Here is a 21,249-nt window from a genome sequence, read left to right as displayed (position 1 = left end):
TGCCTGATGCCCCTGCTGGCGGTGAGCCTGCAGGCCCAGGCCGGCTGGGACGAGAAGTACTACAACCCCAAGCCGGCCGAGGGCGACGTGGTGCTGCCGATGCCCTGTGACGGCGCCATGGTGTTCCGCAAGGTCTTCGTGCCCCTGGGTGGCCCATTGGACGACTACCCGGTCAAGCTCGGCCAGGATAGCGCCGAATGGGGCTACGTGGAGCAGACCCGTCCGGCCTTCGTCGCCGGCAGCTTCACCGACGGCAAGGCGGCCAAGTCGCGCTACTACCTGCTGGCCAAGTACGAGATGAGCGACCTGCAGTACCGGGCGCTGACCGACGAAGCATGCCCGACGCCGGCCACCAAGACGCGCCTGCCGGCCACCGGGGTCAGCTGGTTGCAGGCGATGCAGGTCAGCGACCGCTACAACCTGTGGCTGCGCCAGCACGCCAAGGACAAATTGCCCAAGGAGGACGGCGTGGCCGGCTTTCTGCGTCTGCCCACCGAGGTGGAGTGGGAGTTCGCCGCGCGCGGTGGTCTGCAGGTCAACGCCGCAGAGTTCCGCGATGGCCGCTACCCGATGCCCGACGGTATCGGCGCCTACGAATGGTTTGCCGGCAGCCAGTCGGCCAACGGCCAGGCGCAGCTGACCGGCCTGCTCAAGCCCAACCCGCTGGGCCTGCACGACATGCTCGGCAACGTAGCGGAAATGATGTTCGAGCCCTTCCGCCTGAACAAGCTCGACCGCCAGCATGGCCAGGCCGGTGGCTTCGTGGTCCGTGGCGGGGACTTCCGCACGGCCCAGGGCGACCTGCGCACCGCCCTGCGCCAGGAGCGCGACTATTACGATGGCGACCATGCCGCCAGCAACAAGGGCACCGGCCTGCGCCTGGCACTGGTGGCACCGGCCCTGACCTCGCGCGAACGTATCAAGGCGATCGAGCAGCAGTGGCAGACCCTGGGCCAGGCCGAGGGCGCCGGCAAGGCGGACGGCTCCACGGTGCAGGCGCTCGGCCAGTTGGCCTCGGGCGTGCAGGACCAGGCGCTCAAGGACCAGCTCAAGACCCTGGAGAACCAGCTGCGTGCCAGCAACCAGCAGCAGGAGGAAAGCCGTGACCAGGCCATCCGCGCCAGCCTGAACCTGGGCGCGTTCCTGTGCACCAAGCTGCTCGACGACGGCCGCTACCTGGACTTTCTGCAAAAGAACTACGCGCTCACCTGCGCCGCCGGCAGCGACGACAGCACCTGCCCGATGCGCCAGGGCAAGCTGGACGAGCAGAAGGACCGCCTGCACAAGTTGAGCAACTACTACGCCAGCACCCTGGTCGACGCCGCCACGCTGTACACCCAGCCGCTGCTCGCCAAGCAGGTGCCGGTGCAGGAAGAGATCCTCACGCGCAACCCGCAGCTGCAGGACCTCAAACCCTTCCTGGGCACGCACTGGGGCAACCTCAAGGGCTACCTCAAGACCCAGAAGATCGACACCGAGGGCTGGCTGGGCCGCTGCAAGGGCGTGAAGACGCCGTGACCGCCCCTTCGACACTGACTGACGCACATCGATGCAGGAGCAACACATGAAAAGGCTTTTCCCCAACCGGTGGTGGTGCGCGGTGCTCGCCGTGAGCCTGGTGCTTGGCGGGTGCGCCCAATCGACGGGCGGCCAGGGCGCCGGCAGCCTGTTCGGCACCTCACAGGCCAAGACCGACCCGCGCCTGACCCAGGGCCAGGACGCGAAGTTCTTCTCCAGTTCCGGCCTGACCGCCTGCGCCGCCGCGGCCGGGGTGGGCATGCTGGCCTGCGCGGTGGCGGCCGACAACAAGGTCGGCTGCATGGTCATCGCCGGCATCGGTGCCTGCGGCGTGGCGCTGGGCGCCAACTATTACTACGACTACCGCCGCAGCCAGTACGCCAACACCACCCAGCGCCTGCAGAAGATGAACGACGAGGTCAAGGCCGACACCGAGAAGGTGGCCTTGCGCAGCGCCACGCTGCAGCAGGTGATCAACGACGACAAGCAACGCATCGCCGCCCTGCGCACGTCCATTCGCAGCAAGACCGTGAACCAGGCGGCCGCGCGCCAGCAGGTGGCCGAGATCGACGCCAACCTTCAGCAGATGCGTGCCGACGTGGGCAACATGCGCAACAAGGTCACGCAGTACGAGAAGACCGCTCAGCTCGAGCGGCAGAACGGCGCCGGCAAGGACGTGGCGGCCGTCGAGGCGGAGATCGCCAAGATGAACACCAAGGTCGCCAACCTGCAACGCGAAGTCGACGGGCTCTACAGCCAGCGCTCGGCCATCACCCTGGGATAAGCCACGATGAACATCCGACACCTTTTGCCACTGCTCGGCGCCGCGATTCTGGCCGGTTGCGCCAGCACCGCCCAGGAATGCGACAGCACCGTGCAGGACCCGAGCCTGTTCACCAAGATGCACTGCGACCTGGGCGGTGGCTATCAGCAGCAGGTCGATCAGCAGCAGCAGTCGCTGGAGGCGGCGCGCGCCGAAAACGCCGCCTTCCGGCGCGTGCACGATGACCTGGTCGCGCAGCAGCAGGCCACCGGCAAGACCCTGGCCGAACAGCAGCGTCAGCAACAGGCGTTGAACGCCTCCATGGACAGTCTGCTGGGCCAGCTCAAGGCCCGGCATGGCACCAAGGCCGGCGTACAGCGCCAGATCGACGACCTGCAACGCCAGCTCAGCGCGGCCAAGCAGCCCGTCCCGGCGGCCAACCCGGCGCAGGTCCAGGCGCGCCAGGAAGAGCTCAAGGCGTTGCAGAAGAAGGTCTCGCTCTTGCAGATGAGCCTCGGCTACTAACACTCGCTCGACCGGGGTCGCACGACCCCGGTATCCACCGGATGTCTTTTCATGCAGCGCATCACCCATGACGCGGGGCCCTACACCGCGGCTCAGCTCGACACGCTCGGCGAAACGCTGACGCAGCTCGAGCGTCACTTTCCGCCCAGCATCGTCCACCTGTTCAGCCAGCCACGGCGGGACGGCGACGGTGTGCAGTGGTGGACCCCGCTCGAAGGCCAGCCCACGCCCTACGCGGAACTGAACGTCAAGGCCCAGGCCGATCTGCTGGCCCGGGTCGCGCAACGCCAGCAGGCCATCGCCCAGCTGGCCGAGCGCCTGGGCGCGCGCGGGGACACGCAAACGGCGCAGGCCCTGGAAGGCCTGACCGGGTCCGTGGCGCTGGAGCACCTGTACAGCCTCAATGACGAGCCGGTGATGATCCGCTGGGGCGCGCTGGCGCCGCGGCCCGTGGCACCACCCCCGCGCCGCCCGTCAGCCCGCCCCCATCGCGGCCGCCGGTACCCATCGTGCCTCGGCGTCGCTGGGGGTGGTGGCTGCTCGGGCTGCTGGCCTTGCTGGCGTTGCTGCTGTGGGCATTGTGGTGGTGGCGTGCGCTGTGGTGGCCGACGCCGACTCCGGCACCCCTGGGCAACTACGCCTGCACGCCGGGCGCGGTCGCGCCGGACTTCGTGATGATCCTCGACACCTCGGGGTCGATGAACCTCAGCCAGTCGGCCACCGCGCAGGACGAGGAGTGGTTCGGCCAGGTGGGCGATCGCCTGCCTGCCGACAACCCCAGGCGCCTGCGGATCCTGGCTGAGCCCACGCGCCTGACCCTGGCCAAGCAGGCCTTCGACGAGACGCTGGCGCAGCTGCACCCGGACATCGCCACGCGGGTGCTGACGTTCGATGGCTGTCAGGTCATTCGGGATCACGGCCTGTTCCGGGCCGATCAGCGCACGGACCTGCTGCGCCTGGTCGACGGCCTGCCGGCCTACCAGGCCACGCCCCTGGCGGCGAGCCTGGAACGCGCCGCCAGCCAGGTCGATGGGCGTGACAAGGATGCGGTGGTGGTGATGTTCGTCGACGGCGAGGACAACTGCGACCGGGACGTCTGCGCCGTGGCGCGGGAGATCGCCCAGCGCCAGCCGCGGTTGCGGGTGAACATGGTGAGCCTGAGCGAGAACCCGTTGTCGCGCTGCGTGGCCGATGCGACCGGTGGGCGGGTATATGCGGCGCGTGATCGACAGGCGTTGGCGCAGGGGTTGCAGCAGGCGACCGAGGAAGTGGCGCGGCAGCCTGAGTGTGCGCGGTGAGGCGGGGGCTAGGCTGGGCGGGCGGTGTTCGCCGGTAGCACGGCGGGGCGGGTTTTACGGGCCCTGCGGGCCCGATCGCGGCACTGGGGCCGCTCCTACAGGGGGGCTGTGATGGCCTGCAACGCCGCGGTGGGGCTACGGGTGTGGGAGCGGCCCCTGTGCCGCGATCGGGCCCGCAGGGCCCGTAAAATCCGCCCTGCCGTCGCTTCAGGCCTATACGCTCCGACCGAAACGCAGTGCCAAATAGCCTCCCCACTCAATCGCCCCTCTTCACCCCTGCAAACACCCTATGCGACCACGCACATTGACGCCTCCCCCCGCACAGCCAAAACTGCCCCGTTGCACTGCCCCTCTTCTTTCGCCCGTACAAGGACCTCCCCACCGTGTGGACCGAATCCGCCGTCCTCAAGCTCTCGATCGCCTGCACCGTGCTGCTGGCCGTGTTCGGGATCGTTTCCGGGCTGCTGTCCGGCTCGTTCTCCATCGTCTTCGACGGGTTCTACTCGCTGATCGATGCACTGATGAGCGGCCTGGCCCTGGCGGTGACCTCGCTGATCGGACGGCATACCGGGTCTGGCGCGGCCAGTCGCAAGCTGGGCGAGCGCTTCAACATGGGCTTCTGGCACCTCGAACCGATGGTGCTGATGCTCAACGGCACGCTGCTGTGCGCCGTCTCGCTGTATGCCCTGATCAACGCCATCGGCAGCCTGCTGGACGGTGGCCAGACGCTGCACTTCGACTACGCGGTGTTCTACGCCATGGTGGCGGTGGCGGTCTGCACGGGCATGACGCTGTACGCCCACAAGGCCAACCAGACGCTGCGCTCGGACTTCATCGCCCTGGACGTAAAGACCTGGATCATGTCCGGGAGCATTTCGGCGGCCTTGCTGGTGGCCTTCGCCATCGGTCTGCTGCTGGAGGACACGCCCTGGGCCTGGCTGCTGCCCTACATCGACCCGGCGGTGCTGGCGGTCATCTGTGCCTGCCTGGTCCCGCTGCCGCTCAAGACCTTGCACCGGGCGTTCTCCGACGTGCTGATGCTGACGCCTGCCGACCTCAAGCAGCAGGTCGATACGATCGCCGCCCGCGTGGTGGCCGAGGAAGGCTTCATCGGCCACCAGACCTACGTGGCCAAGGTCGGCCGGGCCCGGCAGATCGAGATCTATTTCATCGTCCCCGGCGGCTGGCCCGCGCAGACCCTCGAACAATGGGATACCCTGCGCGACCGCATCGGCGAGGCCATCGGCGGCGACGATGCCAACCGCTGGCTGACCATCGCGTTCACCACCGATCCGGCCTGGGCGCAATAGGCGCCAGGCAGGCAGCCGGGCAAGCGCTGCTTGCAGCCGTGCACGCAGGTTTAACCTGACGCCCGCCCGAACTCGGTGATAGCGTGCCCCTGGCGACATGCCTTCGTCGCCACGCCATGCCTTCGCGCACTTCCCTACAAAAAAGCAAGAATGGGACACGACTCATGAGCCACAGCGCCTCTTCGCCTTCCCCCCTCCCCGACCCGCAGCTGTGCCGTGTGCTCAGGCTGCCCGCGCTGATCTTCTTCGGCCTGGTGTACATGGTGCCGCTGACGGTCTTCACCACCTACGGCATCGTCACCCAGATCACCGGCGGGCGGACAGCTGGGGCTTACCTGGTGACGTTGCTGGCCATGCTGTTCACCGCGGCTTCCTACGGCATCATGGTGCGCCGTCATCCGGTGGCGGGGTCGGCCTACTCCTACACGCACATCGCCTTCGGCCCGAATGCCGGCTTTCTGGCCGGCTGGTCATTGCTACTGGACTACCTGTTCATCCCGATGATCAATTACCTGCTCATCGGCCTGTTCCTGCACATCGCCTTCCCGGCCGTGCCCGCCTGGGTCTTCGTGCTGGCGTCGATCGTCGTGGTCACCCTGCTCAACATCGGCGGCATCCGCTCGGTGGCCAAGACCAGCAACCTGATCGTCGGCGCCCAGCTGGTGTTCATCGCCGTGTTCGTGGCGTTGTCCTGGGCGTCGCTGGACGCCGCGCCGGTCGACTACCTGGGCCCTTTGCTGGGCGATGGCAGCCAGCCGGGGTTCGCGCCGCTGATGGCGGGCGCGGCGATCCTGTGCCTGTCGTTCCTCGGCTTCGACGCCGTGTCGACGCTGGCCGAGGAAACCCGCGACCCACGCCGCGACGTGCCCCGTGCGATCGTGCTGACCACGCTGCTGGCCGGCGTGCTGTTCACCGCCCTGGCCTACCTGAGCCAGCTGGTGCTGCCAGGCAGTCACTTCGCTGACCCGGACGCAGCGGCCAACGAGGTGATGCTCAAGGCCGGCGGCGGCTTCCTGGCCAGCTTCTTCACCGCCGCGTTCGTCACCGGCAACCTGGGCTCGGCGCTGGCGTCGCAGGCCGCCGTGTCGCGCATCCTGTACAGCATGGGGCGCGACCAGCTGCTGCCGACACGGCTGTTCGGTACGCTGTCGCCGCGCTTCGGCACACCGCTCAACGCCACTTTGGTGGTGTCGGTGGTCTCGCTGGCGGCGCTGTTCGTCGACCTGGGCACGCTGGCCTCGCTGATCAGCTTCGGCGCGCTGGTGGCCTTCTCCGCGGTCAACCTGGCCGTGCTGCGCACGCACCTGCTGGCCGCGCCGGCACCAGGCCAGCCGCGGCGCTGGGGCCTGCACGGTGTGGTACCGCTGGTGGGCCTGGCCTTGACCCTGTGGTTGTGGACCAGCCTGTCCGGCCTGACCCTGGCGATCGGGGTGGGCTGGTTCCTGCTCGGGGTGGCGTACCTGGGCGTATTGACCGCGGGCTTCCGCCGTACGGTGGCCGTGGCGGACTTCTCCGAGGCGGGCTGAACGGCGTCGTTCGACGGCTCGGGCACGGGCCGTGCAGGCCACGGATGGCGGGGCCTGCCTGCCGATTGCGCGGCGTTGGAACCGGACGCCTCGAGCGACGGTCATTCTGCACAGAGGCTCCCACCTTCCAGCGATTTCCCCGGCCTCGAACGCGATGCCGGGGGCCGGGCCGTGTGGACTCGAACCGTCGTGCCCATTGCCAAGGAAGCTGAGCCTCCCGTTGCCGACGCCCGTCGGCCACACGCAGGTGGACCACTGGTGTTCATTGACCCCTTTTCCGAGTACCGCCCCCTTGGACAACACCGCGCCCTCCACCCCTCGCAATCCCCCTCTGGACTGGCTGAACTTCTTTCTCGCCGACGTGCGCGATGGACTTGGCCCGTACCTGGCGATCTACCTGCTGGCCGTGCACCATTGGCAACCGGCGAGCATCGGCCTGGTCATGACCGTGGCCGGGATCGCCGCCTTGCTGGCGCAGACGCCGGCCGGCGCGTTGATCGACCGGATCACGGCCAAGCGCGCCGTGGTGGTGGTCGCCGCCCTGCTGGTGACCGGTAGCTGCCTGCTGCTGCCGATGATCGACTCGTTCGGGCTGGTGGCCCTGACCCAGACGGTCAGCGCGATCGCCGGGTCGGTGTTCGCGCCGGCCATCGCGGCGATCACCCTCGGCATCACCGGCCCCAAGGCCTTCACCCGACGCATCGGCCGCAACGAGACCTTCAACCATGCGGGCAACGCCTGCTCGGCGCTGTTGGCGGGCGGGCTGTCCTACGCCTTCGGGCCGGTGGTGGTGTTCTACCTGATGGCGGTGATGACCGTGGCCAGCATGGTCGCCGTGAGCCGCGTGCCGGCCAAGGCCATCGATCACCAGATCGCCCGTGGCCTGTCGCAGAACGACGGCGCCCATCCGGCGGGTTTCGCCTTCCTGCTGCACAACCGGCCGCTGCTGGTGTTCGCGGCCTGTTGCGCGCTGTTTCACCTGGCCAACGCGGCGATGCTGCCCCTGGTGGGCCAGAAGCTGTCCCAGGTCGATCTGAAGCTGGCGACGCCGCTGACCTCGGCGTGCATCGTCGCCGCGCAGCTGGTGATGGTGCCGATGGCCCTGCTGGTGGGCGCCAAGGCCGAGGTGTGGGGGCGCAAGCCGCTGCTGTTGCTGGGCTTTCTGATTCTGCCGCTGCGCGGGGCGTTGTACGTGCTGTCGGACAACCCATTCTGGCTGGTGGGCGTGCAACTGCTCGACGGGATAGGCGCCGGGATCTTCGGCGCGGTGTTCCCGATCGTGGTCAAGGACCTGACCGAGGGCTCGGGGCGCTTCAACGTCAGCCTAGGGGCGCTGACCGCGATCTTCGGCCTGGGCGCCGCGCTGAGCCCCGGCATCGCCGGGCTGGTGGTGCAGTCGGCCGGGTATGACGCCGCCTTCCTGACCTTGGCGGGCATTGCGGCGGTGGCTTTCCTGCTGCTGTGGCTGGCGATGCCGGAAAGCAGCCAGCGCGCCGCGTCTGCGGACACCGAGCCGGGCTTGCGTCCCGTGGCAGGGAGCTGAGCGGCCCTATGTCGATGATCACTCCGTCCTGGATCATCTGGGGCGTGGCCGCCGTGGCCACTGCCGGCGTCATTCTGCGGCCCTGGCGCGTGCCCGAGTACGTCTGGGCCCTGGGCGGCGCGCTGCTGCTCACGCTGCTTGGGCTGATCACCCCGCGTGCAGCACTCGAGGCCGTGGCCATGGGGGGCGATGTCTACCTGTTTCTGATCGGCATGATGGTCCTGGCCGAGCTGGCGCGCCAGGAGGGGCTGTTCGACTGGCTGGCGCGGTATGCGGTGCGCCATGCCAAGGGGTCGGGCCAGCGCCTGTTCGACCTGGTGTTCGGGGTGGGCACGTTGGTCACGGTGTTCCTCTCCAACGATGCCACGGCGGTGGTGCTGACCCCGGCGGTGTACGCCGCGTGCAAGGCGGCCAAGGCCGAACCGCTGCCGTACCTGTTCATCTGCGCGTTCATCGCCAACGCAGCGAGCTTCGTGCTGCCGATCTCCAACCCGGCGAACCTGGTGGTGTTCGGCAGCCACATGCCGCCGCTGCTGGACTGGCTGCGGCAGTTCAGCCTGCCATCGCTGGCGGCCATCGGCCTGACCTACCTGGCCCTGCGCCTGACCCAGCGCCGCCAGCTGCGTCGCCCCCTGGCGCTGGACATCGAGATCACCCCCCTGCCGACCGGCGCACGCCTCTGCGCAGGGGGGATCGCGGTGACCGCGGCGGTGCTGCTGACGGCGTCCGCGCTGGACGTGCCGCTGGGGTTGCCGACGTTCTGCGCGGGGGTGGCCACCGTCATCCTGGTCCACCTCTACCAGAAGCGCAGCCCCTGGCCGGTGGCACGGCACGTGTCGTGGGGCGTACTGCCGCTGGTGGCCGGCCTGTTCGTGCTGGTCGAGGCCGTCGCGGCCACCGGGGTCATCGAACGCCTGGCGTACGCCCTGGCGGCCCTGGCCCAGACTTCGCCGACCCAGGCGAGCTGGACGGCGGGGATCACCGTGGCGATCGCCAGCAACCTGATGAACAACCTGCCGAGCGGGCTCATCGCCGGATCGATCGGGCAACTGGTCCACGTGCCAGGGCAGACCACGGCAGCGCTGCTGATCGGGGTGGACCTGGGGCCGAACCTGTCGATCACCGGGTCGCTGGCGACCTTGCTGTGGTTGGTGGCGATCCGCCGCGAAGGCGAACAGGTGAGCGCCTGGCGCTTTTTGCGGCTGGGGCTGGTGGTGATGCCGCCGGCACTGCTGGGGGCGTTGCTGTTGCTGCAGGTGTGAGGGGGAGGCTTCAGGGCTGGCCCTGCCTCAATCGCGGCCGGGCCGGCGACCCAGCGAGGGCGCGCCTATAAAAAAATAGCTTGTCGATCTTAAAGGGAATAATTTCAGAATCTTGTGGGCCCTATGGGCCCAATCGCGGCACAGGGGCCGCTCCTACACCCGTAGCCCCACCGCGGGGTTGCAGGCTATCGCGGTCACCTGTGGGAGCGGCCCCAGCCGGGGCGCCGGACCGGCCGCGATTGGGCCCGCAGGGCCCACAGCGCCATTCACCGCGGTCTGGGCCGAAGCGGAGGTCGAGTCATTCACCAAGGCTCCGCCCGCCCCCCCCACTCCAGCAGCACATGAACAAACCTTCATGTCCGCGCAAATGCCCGCCGCCAGGGCACCTCACGCCCCAGGCCACCGGCACCGGACGTACCGGCGTTGAGCCGCCGGGGCGGGATGCGTAGGATTCACCGCCCGTTCACCCGCCCTGCCCGCCTTGCCGCTCGCGCGCTCACCCTGGATTCATCGCCACCGATGCCCCAACCGATCCCGCTCAAGGACCACGAGACCGAAAAGACCTTGGTCAACCGCCGTGTGCTGGTGTGCGCCACCCTGGTCTTGCTGCTGGCCGCCACCCTCGTCGGTCGCCTCTATGTGCTGCAGGTGGTGCAGCATGACCAGCAGAGCGCCGTGTCGGAGAACAACCGGGTGCACGTGCTGCCGATCCCGCCGGAGCGCGGCCTGATCTACGACCGCAATGGCGTGGTGCTGGCCGACAACAAACCCAGCTTCAACCTGACCCTGACCCGCGAACGCGCCGGCAACACGGCCCAGGTCGCCCAGGTGCTCGACACCCTGGCGCAGATCCTCGCGCTGGACCCCGACGATCGCCAAGGCTTCGACAAGGACCTGCGCCGGGGGCGCAAGCCGTTCGAGCCGGTGACCCTGATGGTGGGCTTGAGCGAGGAGCAGATCGCGCTGATCGCGGTGAACCAGTTCCGCCTGCCGGGGCTGGACGTCGAGCCGCAGTTCATCCGCGAGTATCCGCTGGCCGAGCACTTCGCGCACTCGGTGGGCTACGTCGGGCGGATCAACGAACAGGAAGCCAAGCGCCTGGACAGCACCGAGTACCGTGGCACCCAGTCGATCGGCAAGACCGGGATCGAGCACTTCTACGAGGCCGAGTTGCACGGGCACGTCGGCTACGAAGAGGTCGAGACCAATGCCCAGGGCCGGGTCATGCGAGTGTTGCGCCATCAGGACCCCACGCCCGGCAAGGACCTGGTGCTGACCCTGGATGCGCACTTGCAGATGGCCGCCGAGAAGGCCCTGGGCGATCGCCGTGGCGCGGTGGTGGCGCTGGACCCGAGCAGCGGCGACGTCCTGGCGATGGTCAGCAACCCCGGGTTCGACCCGAACCTGTTCGTCAAGGGCATCAGCTTCAAGCAGTACGCGGCGTTGCGCGATTCGATCGACCGGCCGCTGTTCAACCGTGTGCTGCGCGGGCTGTATGCCCCCGGCTCGACCATCAAGCCGGAGGTGGCCATCGCTGGCCTGGACAGCGGCGCGACCACACCGACCAATCGGGTCTTCGACCCGGGCTACTACGAGCTGCCCAACTACGATCACAAGTACCGCAACTGGAACCGCAGCGGCGATGGCTGGGTGGACATGTACACGGCCATCATGCGTTCCAACGACACCTACTTCTACGACCTGGCGCACAAGCTGGGGATCGACCGCCTGCACGACTACATGAACGCTTTCGGCCTGGGGCAGAAGGTGTCGCTGGACATGTTCGAGGAATCGCCCGGCCTGATGCCGTCGGCCGAGTGGAAACGCGCGACCCGGCGCCAGGCATGGTACCCGGGCGAGACCCTGATCCTCGGTATCGGCCAGGGCTACATGCAGGTGACCCCGCTGCAGCTGGCCCAGGCCACTAGCCTACTGGCGAGCAAGGGTGTCTGGCACCGTCCGCACCTGGCCTTGACGGTGGACGGCCAGACGCCGGTCGATCCGAACCCGATGCCTGACATCAAGCTGCACGACGCCCATGCCTGGGATCAGGTCAACCAGGGCATGCAGATGGTCATGCACGATCCACGTGGCATTGCCCGGGCCGCCGCCGCAGGCGCGCAGTACCGGATCGCCGGCAAGAGCGGCACCGCGCAGGTGGTGGCGATCCGGCAAGGGGAGCGTTACAACCGCGACAAGACCCTGGAGCGGCACCGGGACAACGCCTTGTTCGTCGGGTTTGCACCGGCCGAGCGGCCAGAGATCGTGGTGGCGGTGATGATCGAGAACGGCGAGGCCGGCGGACGCGTGGCCGGGCCGGTGGTGCGCGAGGTGATGGATGCGTGGTTGCTGGATGACCAGGGGCATCTGCGGCATCGGTTGGCGGAGGGTGGCCAGGGAGCGGGGGGTGATGGGCGGGGCGTGCCGAAGGCTTGAGGGGGACATGCCCGACCGCATGGGCTGATGGGTAGGGCCTGCCCGCGATAGTGGTAATAAAGCCAACACATGGCCGCCAGGCTGGGCACTGGCCTGGCAGCCCTGAGGTGAATGCGCAGGCCCCATCGCTGGCAAGCCAGCTCCCACAGGTACCCCTTTCGAGCAGGCAGCAGCACGATGGCGACGCCGCCTGTAGGAGCAACTGTCTTTTTTCTACCTGGTACATGCCCGACCGCATGGGCTGATGGGTGGGGCCTGCCCGCGGTAGTGGTAGTAAAGCCAACACATGGCTGCCAGGCTGGACACTGGCCTGGCAGCCCTGAGGTGAATGCGCAGGCCCCATCGCTGGCAAGCCAGCTCCCACAGGTACCCCTTTCGAGCAGGCAGCAGCACGATGGCGACGCCCCTGTGGGAGCGGGCTTGCCCGCGATAGCGGTAGTAGATTCGACACATGGCCAACAAGGTGAATGCTGGCCTGTCAGCCTTGAGTTGAGTGAGATGGCCCTATCGCTGGCAAGCCAGCTCCCACCGGTACTCACTCCAAGCAGGCATCAGCACGATGGCGACGCTGCCTGTGGGAGCGGGCTTGCCCGCGATAGCGTCTGTCCCGTCGCTAGATTTGTAGGAAAAATACCGCTTCTGGCCAAAAAGCCATTGATCCCCGCCCTACCGCTGACGTAAGCTCGGGCTCATTCACTGGAGCGCATTCATGTCCCACAGCCTTCGCCACCTCGCCGATCACACCGCCCGCCCTGCGCGTGCCGTGCTGGCCGTGGCCGGCCGCGAGACGCTTGGCTGCAGCTATTTTGGGTATTGGTTTAGCCACAGGCGCCGCTGATACCCATACCGGCGCCCACTCTCGAGGGGCCGCCGAACACGAGAATACTCAACCCCCGGTCGGCCCTCCGATCGGGGGTTTTGCGTTTCAGGCCCTTACACACCGTTTCACACCGAGGATACCGACATGACCTACACCTACGACCGTTACCAGCGCTCTGCCTGGCGATTTAGCCAATCCCGTTCGGGCCAGCCTGCCGCCTCCGTTCGGTCCTCCACAGGTGGCACTTCATCACCCATTGCCTCACCGGCCATCTGTCGAACACCTCGATAGGGCCGACAGCGCGGGCCATGACCCGCTGTCCGCCCCAAGGAACCTTGCCATGCACGCTTCTACCGCCGCCCTGCCCCTGACCCAACCCCAGGCTGCCAACACCGTCGTCAGCCATCGCCTGCCCAGCCCGCACCTGCTCAAGCAGCAGATGCCGCTGTCCACCGCCCTGGCCCAGCAGGTCGAACGCCACCGCCAGGCGGTGCGCGCCATCCTCGAAGGTCACGACCCGCGCCTGCTGGTGATCGTCGGCCCCTGCTCCCTGCACGACCCCCGCGCCGCACTGGACTACGCCGACCGCCTGGCCGCCTTGAGCGAAACGCTCGGCGACCGCCTGCTGCTGGTCATGCGCGCCTACGTCGAGAAACCGCGTACCACGGTAGGCTGGAAAGGCCTGGCCTACGACCCGCACCTGGACGGCAGCGACGACATGCACACGGGCCTGAGCGTCTCGCGCGGGCTGATGCTCGGTCTGCTCGAACGCGGCCTGCCGGTGGCCACCGAGCTGCTGCAGCCGATGGCCGCCGGCTACTTCGACGACCTGCTGAGCTGGGCGGCCATCGGCGCGCGCACCACCGAGTCGCAGATCCACCGCGAACTGGTCAGCGGCCTCGGCCTGCCGGTCGGGTTCAAGAACGGCACCGACGGCGGCGTGGCCATCGCCTGCGACGCGATCCGCAGCGCGGCTCATCCGCACCGGCACTTCGGCATCGATGCCCAGGGCTTCCCGGCGATCGTCGAGACCCTCGGCAACCCGGACACCCACCTGGTCCTGCGCGGCGGCCACCGCGGCCCGAACTACGACGCCGACAGCGTCGCCCAGGCGCGCCAGGGGCTGGCCAAGGCCGGTTTGCCGGCACGCATCGTGGTCGATTGCAGCCACGCCAACAGTGGCAAGGACCCAGCCCGGCAACCGGCGGTCCTGCGCGAGGTACTGGCCCAGCGCGAGGCCGGGGATCGCTCGCTGGTGGGGGTGATGCTCGAAAGCCACCTGTTCGACGGCTGCCAGGCGCTGGGCAAGGGGCCGCTGAAGTACGGCGTGTCGATCACCGATGGCTGCCTGGGCTGGGCCTCGACCGAAGCGGCGCTGCTCGACGCCGCGCGCCGCAGCTGAATGCACAGGCGGTGTCACGTGCCACGAGACACCGCCACCGCAGATGCGCTAGGCTGTCGTTTTACTTGAAGGAGTCTTTCCCATGGCACGCGCCACCGCCCGTCACATCCTGGTCAGCAGCGAAGAGAAGTGCAACGAACTCAAGGCCCAGATCGAAGCAGGCGCCGATTTCGCCGAGGTGGCCAAGAGCAACTCCTCTTGCCCGTCCAGCCGCCAGGGCGGTGACCTGGGCTCGTTCGGCCCAGGCCAGATGGTCAAGGAATTCGACACCGTGGTCTTCAGCGCTCCGGTCAACACCGTGCAAGGTCCGGTCAAGACCCAGTTCGGCTACCACCTGCTGGAAGTGACCAGCCGCCAGGACTGATCCGTCCTCGCTGCACCCGCGGGGCAGTCTGCATACCTCGTCATGTCGCTCTTCCAGTTTCGCCTGGAGGAGGATGGTGACGGGAATTGCAGCCTGCCCCGCGTGCGTTTCGGCGTTCGCCAGGTCCAGGCCGCCACGTCCTGCGCACGCCTTGGCGACGGCTGCCTTGCCCTGGCAGCGGCCTGATCCGCCAATCTTCCCCGGCTCCCCGCCCTGCGCCCCCCGCCATTGCCGATAAGGACTACGCTGTCGCTACCTTCTGCCCACAAGGAGCACGGCATGGATCTGCGCGGTAAAACGGCTCTGGTCACCGGTTCGACCAGCGGTATCGGCCTGGGCATCGCCCACGCTCTGGCCAGGGCGGGCGCTGACGTCGTGCTCACGGGCTTTGGCGATGCCCTGGCCGCCGTCGAGGCCGTGGCGGCCCATGGCACTCAGGTCTGGCACCTGCTGGCGGACCTGTCCGACCCGGCCCAGATCGAGGCGCTGTTCGAGCAAGTCCAGCAGCAGGTCGGTCGTCTGGACATCCTGGTCAACAATGCTGGCATCCAGCATGTCGCGCCGGTCGAGCGGTTCGCGCCCGAGGCCTGGGACCGGATCATCGCGCTGAACCTGTCAGCGGTCTTTCATTGCACCCGTCTGGCCCTGCCGGGTATGCGCGCCGCCGGCTGGGGGCGAATCGTCAACATCGCGTCCGTACATGGTCTGGTCGGCTCGGTCGGCAAGGCCGCCTACGTGGCCGCCAAGCATGGCGTGATCGGCCTGACCAAGGTGGTCGGCCTCGAGACCGCCGACAGCCCGGTCACCTGCAACGCCCTCTGCCCCGGGTGGGTGCTCACGCCCCTGGTGCAGCAGCAGATCGATGCCCGCGCCGCCGATGGCCAGACGGTCACTGAGGCGCAACAGGCGTTGCTGGCCGAGAAACAGCCCTCCGGCGCCTTCGTGACCCCGGAGCACCTGGGCGAACTGGTGCTGTTCCTGTGCAGCGAAGCCGGCAGCCAGGTGCGTGGCGCCGCCTGGAACGTCGACGGTGGCTGGCTGGCCCAGTGAAAGAGCTGGCATAGTGCGCACGACAACAATAATTCGCCCAGCGCCAGGCTGGGCCTGCGAGTCAATGGAGCAGTCGACCATGAGTCAGATTCTGTGGCGCCCTTCGGCCGAGCGTGTGAACCAGAGCCGGATGGACGCCTTGCGCAAGCAGATCAACCACGCCCACGGCCTGTCGCTCGACGACTACCCTGCCCTGCACCGCTGGAGCGTCCAGCACCCCGGCGCGTTCTGGCAGGCGATCGCCACGTCTTTCGACGTGCGCTGGAGTGCGGCGCCGCGCACCGCCCTGGAGATCGGCCCGACGCTGAGCGAGGCGCGCTGGTTCCCGGGCGCCACCCTCAACTACGCCGAACACCTGCTGCGTCGACGCGATGACCGGCCTGCGGTGATCAGCGTGCGCGAGGACGGCACCCGTCGCGCCTTCGACTGGAAGGCACTGGCGGCCCATGTGGCTGGGGTGCAGCGGGCGCTGCTCGACGCGGGCATCGAGCCGGGGGATCGTGTCGCGGCGGTGATGCCCAACATCTGGGAGACCCTGGTGGCGATGCTGGCATGTGCCAGCCTGGGGGCGATCTGGTCCAGTTCGTCGCCGGACTTCGGGGTGCACGGGATCGTCGATCGCTTCAGCCAGATCGAGCCACGGCTGCTGATCGCCTGCGCGGGCTATCACTATGCAGGCAAGGCCATCGACCAGGTGGAGAAGATCAACCAGGTGGTGGCGCAGCTGCCGAGCGTCGAGCGCCTGGTGGTGGTGCCGTACACCTATGCCCAGATCGAGGCCGCAGCCTTTGATGGCGTCCCGACCTGCCTGTGGGACGACTGGTACCAGCCAGGGGGCGAGCCGACCTTCACCCCGCTGCCCTTCGACCATCCGCTGTACATCCTCTATTCCAGCGGTACCACGGGCGTGCCCAAGTGCATCGTCCACCGCGCCGGCGGCGTGCTGCTGCAACACCTCAAGGAACATGGCCTGCACGCGGACCTGAAGGCCGACGACGTGCTGTTCTTCTACAGCACTTGCGGCTGGATGATGTGGAACTGGCTGGTCAGCGGCCTGGCGGTGGGCGCCACGCTGGTGCTGTTCGACGGCTCGCCGTTCCACCCTGGCCCGGAACGCTTGCTGGACCTGATCGACGCCGAGCGCATCACCGCCTTCGGCACCAGCGCCAAGTACCTGGCGAGCCTGGAGCAGCACGGCCTCGAGCCGATGCGCACGCACGACCTGGGCAGCCTGCGCACGCTGATGTCCACCGGCTCGCCGCTGTCGCCGCAGAGTTTCGATTATGTGTATGGCCGCCTGAAGGCCGACCTGTGCCTGGCGTCGATGTCGGGGGGCACGGACATCGTGTCCTGTTTCGTGCTGGGCAACCCGACGCTGCCGGTGCGGCGTGGCGAGATCCAGTGCAAGGGGCTGGGCATGGCCGTCGAGGTGTGGAACGAGGCCGGGCAACCGGTGGTGGGCGAGAAAGGCGAGCTGGTGTGTACCCAGCCGTTTCCCAGCATGCCGCTGGGGTTCTGGGGCGATCAGGACGGCGCGCGCTACCGGGCGGCGTATTTCGAACAGTGCCCGGGGGTCTGGTGCCAGGGAGACTATGCCGAGGAACAGGCCGAAGGTGGGTTGCAGATCCATGGGCGTTCCGACGCGGTACTCAACCCTGGCGGCGTGCGGATCGGCACGGCCGAGATCTACCGGCAGGTGGACAAGGTCGAGGACGTGGTGGAAAGCATCGCCATCGGCCAGCAGTGGCAGGATGATGTGCGGGTGGTGCTGTTCGTGCGCTTGCGCGACGGGCTGCAGTTGGACGACGCGTTGCGCCAGCGCATTCGCCAGGTGATCCGCCAGTTCACCACGCCGCGGCACGTGCCGGCGCTGATCGTGCAGGTGGACGACATCCCGCGCACCCTCAGCGGCAAGCTGGTGGAACTGGCGGTGCGCAACGTGGTGCATGGCTTGCCGGTGAAAAACACCGACGCCCTGGCCAACCCGGAGGCGCTGGCGCAGTTTCGGGATCGGCCGGAGTTGAAGGTGGGCTGAGCGTGCATGGGCTCGCCGGTGAAAGAGGCGGTGGCGGGCCGGGCCCTATCGCTGGCAAGCCAGCTCCCACAGTGCCCGCGTCCATGATCATTTTTCGGGTAAGACTCCCCATCCTGGGGGCTGGCTTGCCAGCGATAGGGCCGGGGCCGACGATGAAACGGCGGGATCCTATCGCCGGCAAGCCAGCTCCCACAGTGCCCGCGTCCATGATCATTTTTCGGGTGAGACTCCCCATCCTGTGGGAGCTGGCTTGCCAGCGATAGGGCCGGGGCCGACGATGAAACGGCGGGTTCCTATCGCCGGCAATCGACGCAAGGTAGGCCGCCGCAGGCGCCATCAGGCATAATCGCGCCCTTTGATCCTCAGGCACCGTTTCATGAAAGCACAAGCGCGTCACATCCTGGTCAAGACAGCAGCCGAGGCCGAACAGCTCAAGCAACGCATCGCCAAGGGCGAGGCGTTCGACGTGCTGGCGCGCAAGTTCTCCACCTGTCCGTCCGGCAAACGCGGCGGCGACCTGGGTGAGGTGCGCCCCGGCCAGTTGGTGGGCGCCATCGACCAAGTCATCTTCAAGAAACCACTGCGGGTGGTCCACGGGCCGATCAAGACGCGCTTCGGCTTTCACTTGGTGCAGGTCTTCTACCGCGATTGAAGTAATGGCTTGAAGCCACCAGGCAATTCTGTCAGTTGTCAGCCCTCAAGCGCCCTCTGTACAACCTCGGCATGATCCCCACAGCCCTCACGGCAGGCTGCGCGGCAGTGATCACGGCCGCAGGACGGACGGAGAATGCACGATGCACAAGCCTGCCTGGCTCACCTTGGGATCGCTTGCCCTGGTCACGCTCGCAGCGCCCGTAGCTGAAGCGGCCTGTACCCTCACGCCCGGCGCGGGCAACGACGCCTACCGCTGCGACAGCGGCAGCGCTTCCTCGCTGACCGCCCTCTCGGGTGACAATAGCCTCGTTCTGCCCCCTGACGGCACGGGTGAGATAACGGGCGACGTGACCTTCGGTCCAGGCGCCGATACCGTGGAGATCGCCTCAGGGCGGATCGGCGGCAACGTCAACCAGGGCGCCGGGATCGACGTGTTCCGCATGAGCGCTGGCCTCATCGAGGGGGGCGTCAACCAGGGGGACGGCCTTGACCGGTTCTACATGACCGGCGGGCGGATCGTCGGCACCTTCGACAGCGGCGACTATGCCGAGATGGAGGGCGGACAGATCGGCAACGTCAACATGCGGCTGGACAAGAACCGCTTCATCATGCGTGGCGGAGAGATCGAGCGGAACCTGATTACCGGCTTCGACGAGGATTATATCGAGGTCTTCGACGGGCGCATCGGCGGCAACATCAGCGTCAGTGGTGGCAACGACCAGGTGTTGATACATGGCGGCAGCATCGGTGGGGATGTCCTGCTCAGCACGGGCAACGATCAGTTCACCTGGGACGGCGGGATCCTCGGCGGCGGCGTCGACCTGGGCCCAGGGGACGACACCGCACGGCTGATCAGCCTGCCAGGCGAGACACTGCAGACCGTCATCGACGGCGGTCTGGGCAACGACCGCTTGACCTTCGAGGCCAGCCAGCCGGCCGGCGGCGGGCTGTACCGGCAGTTCGAGCAGGTCGCCCTGACCCAGGCCAGCCGCATGACCCTGGATGACGCGCTGGTACTGGGCGACCCCGCCACCGGCAGCGGCACGTTCGAGATCGATGCGAGCAGCACCGTGGCGTCCCGCAGCGGCAGTCTTCGACCCTTCACCACCGGTCGCAACGTCAGCGTGGTGAACGCCGGGACCCTCGACCTGCGGGGCGGCAACGATGCCCAAGGCCGTCTCGAGATCCAGGGCGACTACACGGGCAACGGTGGCACGCTTCGAGTCAACAGCGTGCTGGCAGGCGATGAAGCGCCCTCCGACCGACTGGTGGTGAGTCAGGGCCGTATCAGCGGCAGCACCACCCTGCTGGTCGACAACCTGAACGGCGCTGGTGCCGTCACCCAGCTCAATGGTATCCAGGTGGTCGAAGCACGCGACGGTGCCACCAGCACGGCGGGCGCCTTAGTCCAGACCCAGGTGCTGTCGGTGGGTGCCTATGATTATCGGTTGTTCAAGGGCGGCGTGACCGCCGGCAGCGAAAACAGCTGGTACCTGCGCTCGACCCTGCCGGCGGTGACGGAGCCGCCTGTCGCCCCCGAGCCGGAACAGCCCGTCGATCCAGGCACCGATCCCGATCCTGAACCTACCCCACCCCCGGTGGTCCAGGCGCCCATCGCGGCGCCAGCGCCCGGGCAAGCACCCTTGCCCACAACCCCCGCCGTGCAGGCCGTTCCGCTGTACCGACCGGAAGTGGCCGTCTATGCAGCCGCCCCACGCGGCGCCGGCCTGATCGCGCGCCAGACCCTGGGCAGCTTCCACCAACGCCAGGGGGACCAGCGTTTGCTGCAAGGTGACGGCGGACTGCCGGCCAGCTGGGGGCAGGCCTATGGTGGCACCCTGCGCCAGCAATGGTCCGGTACGGTCACGCCGAGCCTGGACGGCGACTTCTACGGGTTCAAGGTGGGTCAGGACCTGTATGCCTGGGCCGAAGGCGGTTACCGCCAGCAGGTGGGCGTGTACGTCGGCCATGGCCGTCTCGAGGGCGACGTGAAAGGCTTCGCGCTGGGCCGCCAGGACACGCAGGTCGGCGATCTGCGTCTGGACGGTGACAGCGCAGGGCTCTACTGGACCCTGGTGACCCCGGGCGGTGCCTATGTCGACGCCGTGCTGCAGTACACGGACCTGGACGGTCGCGCCCGCTCCGACCGCGGCCAGCGGATCGACCTCGACGGCGACGCCTGGACCGCCTCGCTGGAAGCCGGACGGCCGCTGCCTCTGTCCGACCACTGGACAGTCGAGCCTCAGGCCCAAGTCATCGCGCAGAAAACGAACCTGCACTCGACCCGCGACAGTGCCTCGCACATCGGTTTCGACAGTCAGCCCGAAGTGACCGGTCGGCTGGGCGTGCGCCTGGAGGGGCGATTCGCCAGCACTCGTGAACGTATCGTGCAGCCTTACCTGCAAATGGACGTGCTGCATACCGCAGGCGGACGCGACACGGTGGTGTTCGATCGGCTCGACCGGATCAAGACCGATTATCGGCAGACGGCGGCACAGGCGGAGATCGGAGTGGTGGGGCAGATCAGCGATGCGCTGAGCGTGCATGCCGGAGTGCGCTACAGCGCCAACCTGGATGCACGGGAGCAGGAAGCCAGTGGGGGGAACGTGGGCGTGCGGTGGCAATTCTGAGCCGTTGAGCGTGTGCGCCGCAGCAGCGTCTGACGCCGGCCTCTGTACTGGGGTTGGCGTCTCCTGCCCTGCCCCTTGCCGCCGACAACGTTCATCGTCTGTCTGGCCGGACC

The 21,249-nt window shown here is 67.8% G+C and carries 14 protein-coding genes and 1 pseudogene; all 15 read left to right on the top strand.

Annotated elements, in window-relative coordinates:
* Nucleotides 1–6: 6 nt before the first annotated feature.
* The 15 genes and pseudogenes from APT63_08565 (at nucleotide 7) to APT63_08495 (ending at nucleotide 21,136) form a co-directional block, all read left to right on the top strand.
* The gene (locus tag APT63_08565) at nucleotides 7–1,518 is read left to right on the top strand and encodes a hypothetical protein (protein ID AMA45680.1); all 1,512 of its coding nucleotides are present in this window, start codon (nucleotides 7–9) and stop codon (nucleotides 1,516–1,518) included.
* Nucleotides 1,519–1,564: 46 nt separating this feature from the next.
* Nucleotides 1,565–2,302, top strand: coding sequence for a hypothetical protein (locus APT63_08560; GenBank protein AMA45679.1), 738 nt, complete (start codon nucleotides 1,565–1,567; stop codon nucleotides 2,300–2,302).
* Between the two features lie 6 nt (nucleotides 2,303–2,308).
* On the top strand, nucleotides 2,309–2,806 hold the full coding sequence (locus APT63_08555) for a hypothetical protein (protein ID AMA45678.1): 498 nt from the start codon (nucleotides 2,309–2,311) through the stop codon (nucleotides 2,804–2,806).
* Between the two features lie 51 nt (nucleotides 2,807–2,857).
* A pseudogene (locus tag APT63_08550) lies at nucleotides 2,858–4,104 on the top strand (hypothetical protein).
* 383 nt (nucleotides 4,105–4,487) lie between these two features.
* Nucleotides 4,488–5,414: a cation diffusion facilitator family transporter gene (locus APT63_08545; protein ID AMA45677.1), complete on the top strand. Its 927-nt coding sequence runs from the start codon at nucleotides 4,488–4,490 to the stop codon at nucleotides 5,412–5,414.
* Nucleotides 5,415–5,578: 164 nt separating this feature from the next.
* Entirely contained in the window at nucleotides 5,579–6,940 is a 1,362-nt protein-coding gene (locus tag APT63_08540) for a Putrescine importer PuuP (GenBank protein AMA45676.1), read from the top strand.
* A 292-nt stretch (nucleotides 6,941–7,232) separates the two neighbouring features.
* On the top strand, nucleotides 7,233–8,483 hold the full coding sequence (locus tag APT63_08535; protein ID AMA45675.1) for an MFS transporter: 1,251 nt from the start codon (nucleotides 7,233–7,235) through the stop codon (nucleotides 8,481–8,483).
* Between the two features lie 8 nt (nucleotides 8,484–8,491).
* Nucleotides 8,492–9,745, top strand: a complete 1,254-nt coding sequence (locus APT63_08530) for an arsenic transporter (protein AMA45674.1) — start codon at nucleotides 8,492–8,494, stop codon at nucleotides 9,743–9,745.
* A gap of 519 nt (nucleotides 9,746–10,264) precedes the next feature.
* On the top strand, nucleotides 10,265–12,181 hold the full coding sequence (locus tag APT63_08525) for a penicillin-binding protein 2 (protein AMA45673.1): 1,917 nt from the start codon (nucleotides 10,265–10,267) through the stop codon (nucleotides 12,179–12,181).
* A gap of 1,160 nt (nucleotides 12,182–13,341) precedes the next feature.
* A complete protein-coding gene (locus tag APT63_08520) occupies nucleotides 13,342–14,403 on the top strand; it encodes a phospho-2-dehydro-3-deoxyheptonate aldolase (GenBank protein AMA45672.1) in 1,062 nt (353 codons plus the stop codon).
* Between the two features lie 82 nt (nucleotides 14,404–14,485).
* Nucleotides 14,486–14,767 carry a peptidylprolyl isomerase gene (locus APT63_08515; GenBank protein AMA45671.1) on the top strand — a complete coding sequence of 94 codons (282 nt, stop codon included), beginning with the start codon at nucleotides 14,486–14,488 and terminating at the stop codon, nucleotides 14,765–14,767.
* A gap of 279 nt (nucleotides 14,768–15,046) precedes the next feature.
* The gene (locus APT63_08510) at nucleotides 15,047–15,817 is read left to right on the top strand and encodes a 3-hydroxybutyrate dehydrogenase (GenBank protein AMA45670.1); all 771 of its coding nucleotides are present in this window, start codon (nucleotides 15,047–15,049) and stop codon (nucleotides 15,815–15,817) included.
* A gap of 79 nt (nucleotides 15,818–15,896) precedes the next feature.
* A complete protein-coding gene (locus APT63_08505; GenBank protein ID AMA45669.1) occupies nucleotides 15,897–17,852 on the top strand; it encodes an acetoacetyl-CoA synthetase in 1,956 nt (651 codons plus the stop codon).
* Nucleotides 17,853–18,228: 376 nt separating this feature from the next.
* Nucleotides 18,229–18,504, top strand: coding sequence for a peptidylprolyl isomerase (locus APT63_08500; GenBank protein ID AMA45668.1), 276 nt, complete (start codon nucleotides 18,229–18,231; stop codon nucleotides 18,502–18,504).
* Nucleotides 18,505–18,646: 142 nt separating this feature from the next.
* Nucleotides 18,647–21,136, top strand: coding sequence for an autotransporter outer membrane beta-barrel domain-containing protein (locus tag APT63_08495; GenBank protein AMA45667.1), 2,490 nt, complete (start codon nucleotides 18,647–18,649; stop codon nucleotides 21,134–21,136).
* Nucleotides 21,137–21,249: the final 113 nt, after the last annotated feature.

It is taken from the genome of Pseudomonas monteilii (assembly GCA_001534745.1).
Taxonomy (GTDB): domain Bacteria; phylum Pseudomonadota; class Gammaproteobacteria; order Pseudomonadales; family Pseudomonadaceae; genus Aquipseudomonas; species Aquipseudomonas alabamensis.
This window is presented reverse-complemented; position numbering and strand designations above follow the sequence as displayed.

Bases quoted from the DNA above. Each gene is read 5' to 3' on its own strand.
- APT63_08520 (AMA45672.1), top strand. From the start codon at position 13,342: ATGCACGCTTCTACCGCCGCCCTGCCCCTGACCCAACCCCAGGCTGCC.
- APT63_08515 (AMA45671.1), top strand. From the start codon at position 14,486: ATGGCACGCGCCACCGCCCGTCACATCCTGGTCAGCAGCGAAGAGAAG.
- APT63_08495 (AMA45667.1), top strand. From the start codon at position 18,647: ATGCACAAGCCTGCCTGGCTCACCTTGGGATCGCTTGCCCTGGTCACG.
- APT63_08540 (AMA45676.1), top strand. From the start codon at position 5,579: ATGAGCCACAGCGCCTCTTCGCCTTCCCCCCTCCCCGACCCGCAGCTG.
- APT63_08510 (AMA45670.1), top strand. From the start codon at position 15,047: ATGGATCTGCGCGGTAAAACGGCTCTGGTCACCGGTTCGACCAGCGGT.
- APT63_08530 (AMA45674.1), top strand. From the start codon at position 8,492: ATGTCGATGATCACTCCGTCCTGGATCATCTGGGGCGTGGCCGCCGTG.
- APT63_08560 (AMA45679.1), top strand. From the start codon at position 1,565: ATGAAAAGGCTTTTCCCCAACCGGTGGTGGTGCGCGGTGCTCGCCGTG.
- APT63_08555 (AMA45678.1), top strand. From the start codon at position 2,309: ATGAACATCCGACACCTTTTGCCACTGCTCGGCGCCGCGATTCTGGCC.
- APT63_08525 (AMA45673.1), top strand. From the start codon at position 10,265: ATGCCCCAACCGATCCCGCTCAAGGACCACGAGACCGAAAAGACCTTG.
- APT63_08500 (AMA45668.1), top strand. From the start codon at position 18,229: ATGAAAGCACAAGCGCGTCACATCCTGGTCAAGACAGCAGCCGAGGCC.
- APT63_08565 (AMA45680.1), top strand. From the start codon at position 7: ATGCCCCTGCTGGCGGTGAGCCTGCAGGCCCAGGCCGGCTGGGACGAG.
- APT63_08505 (AMA45669.1), top strand. From the start codon at position 15,897: ATGAGTCAGATTCTGTGGCGCCCTTCGGCCGAGCGTGTGAACCAGAGC.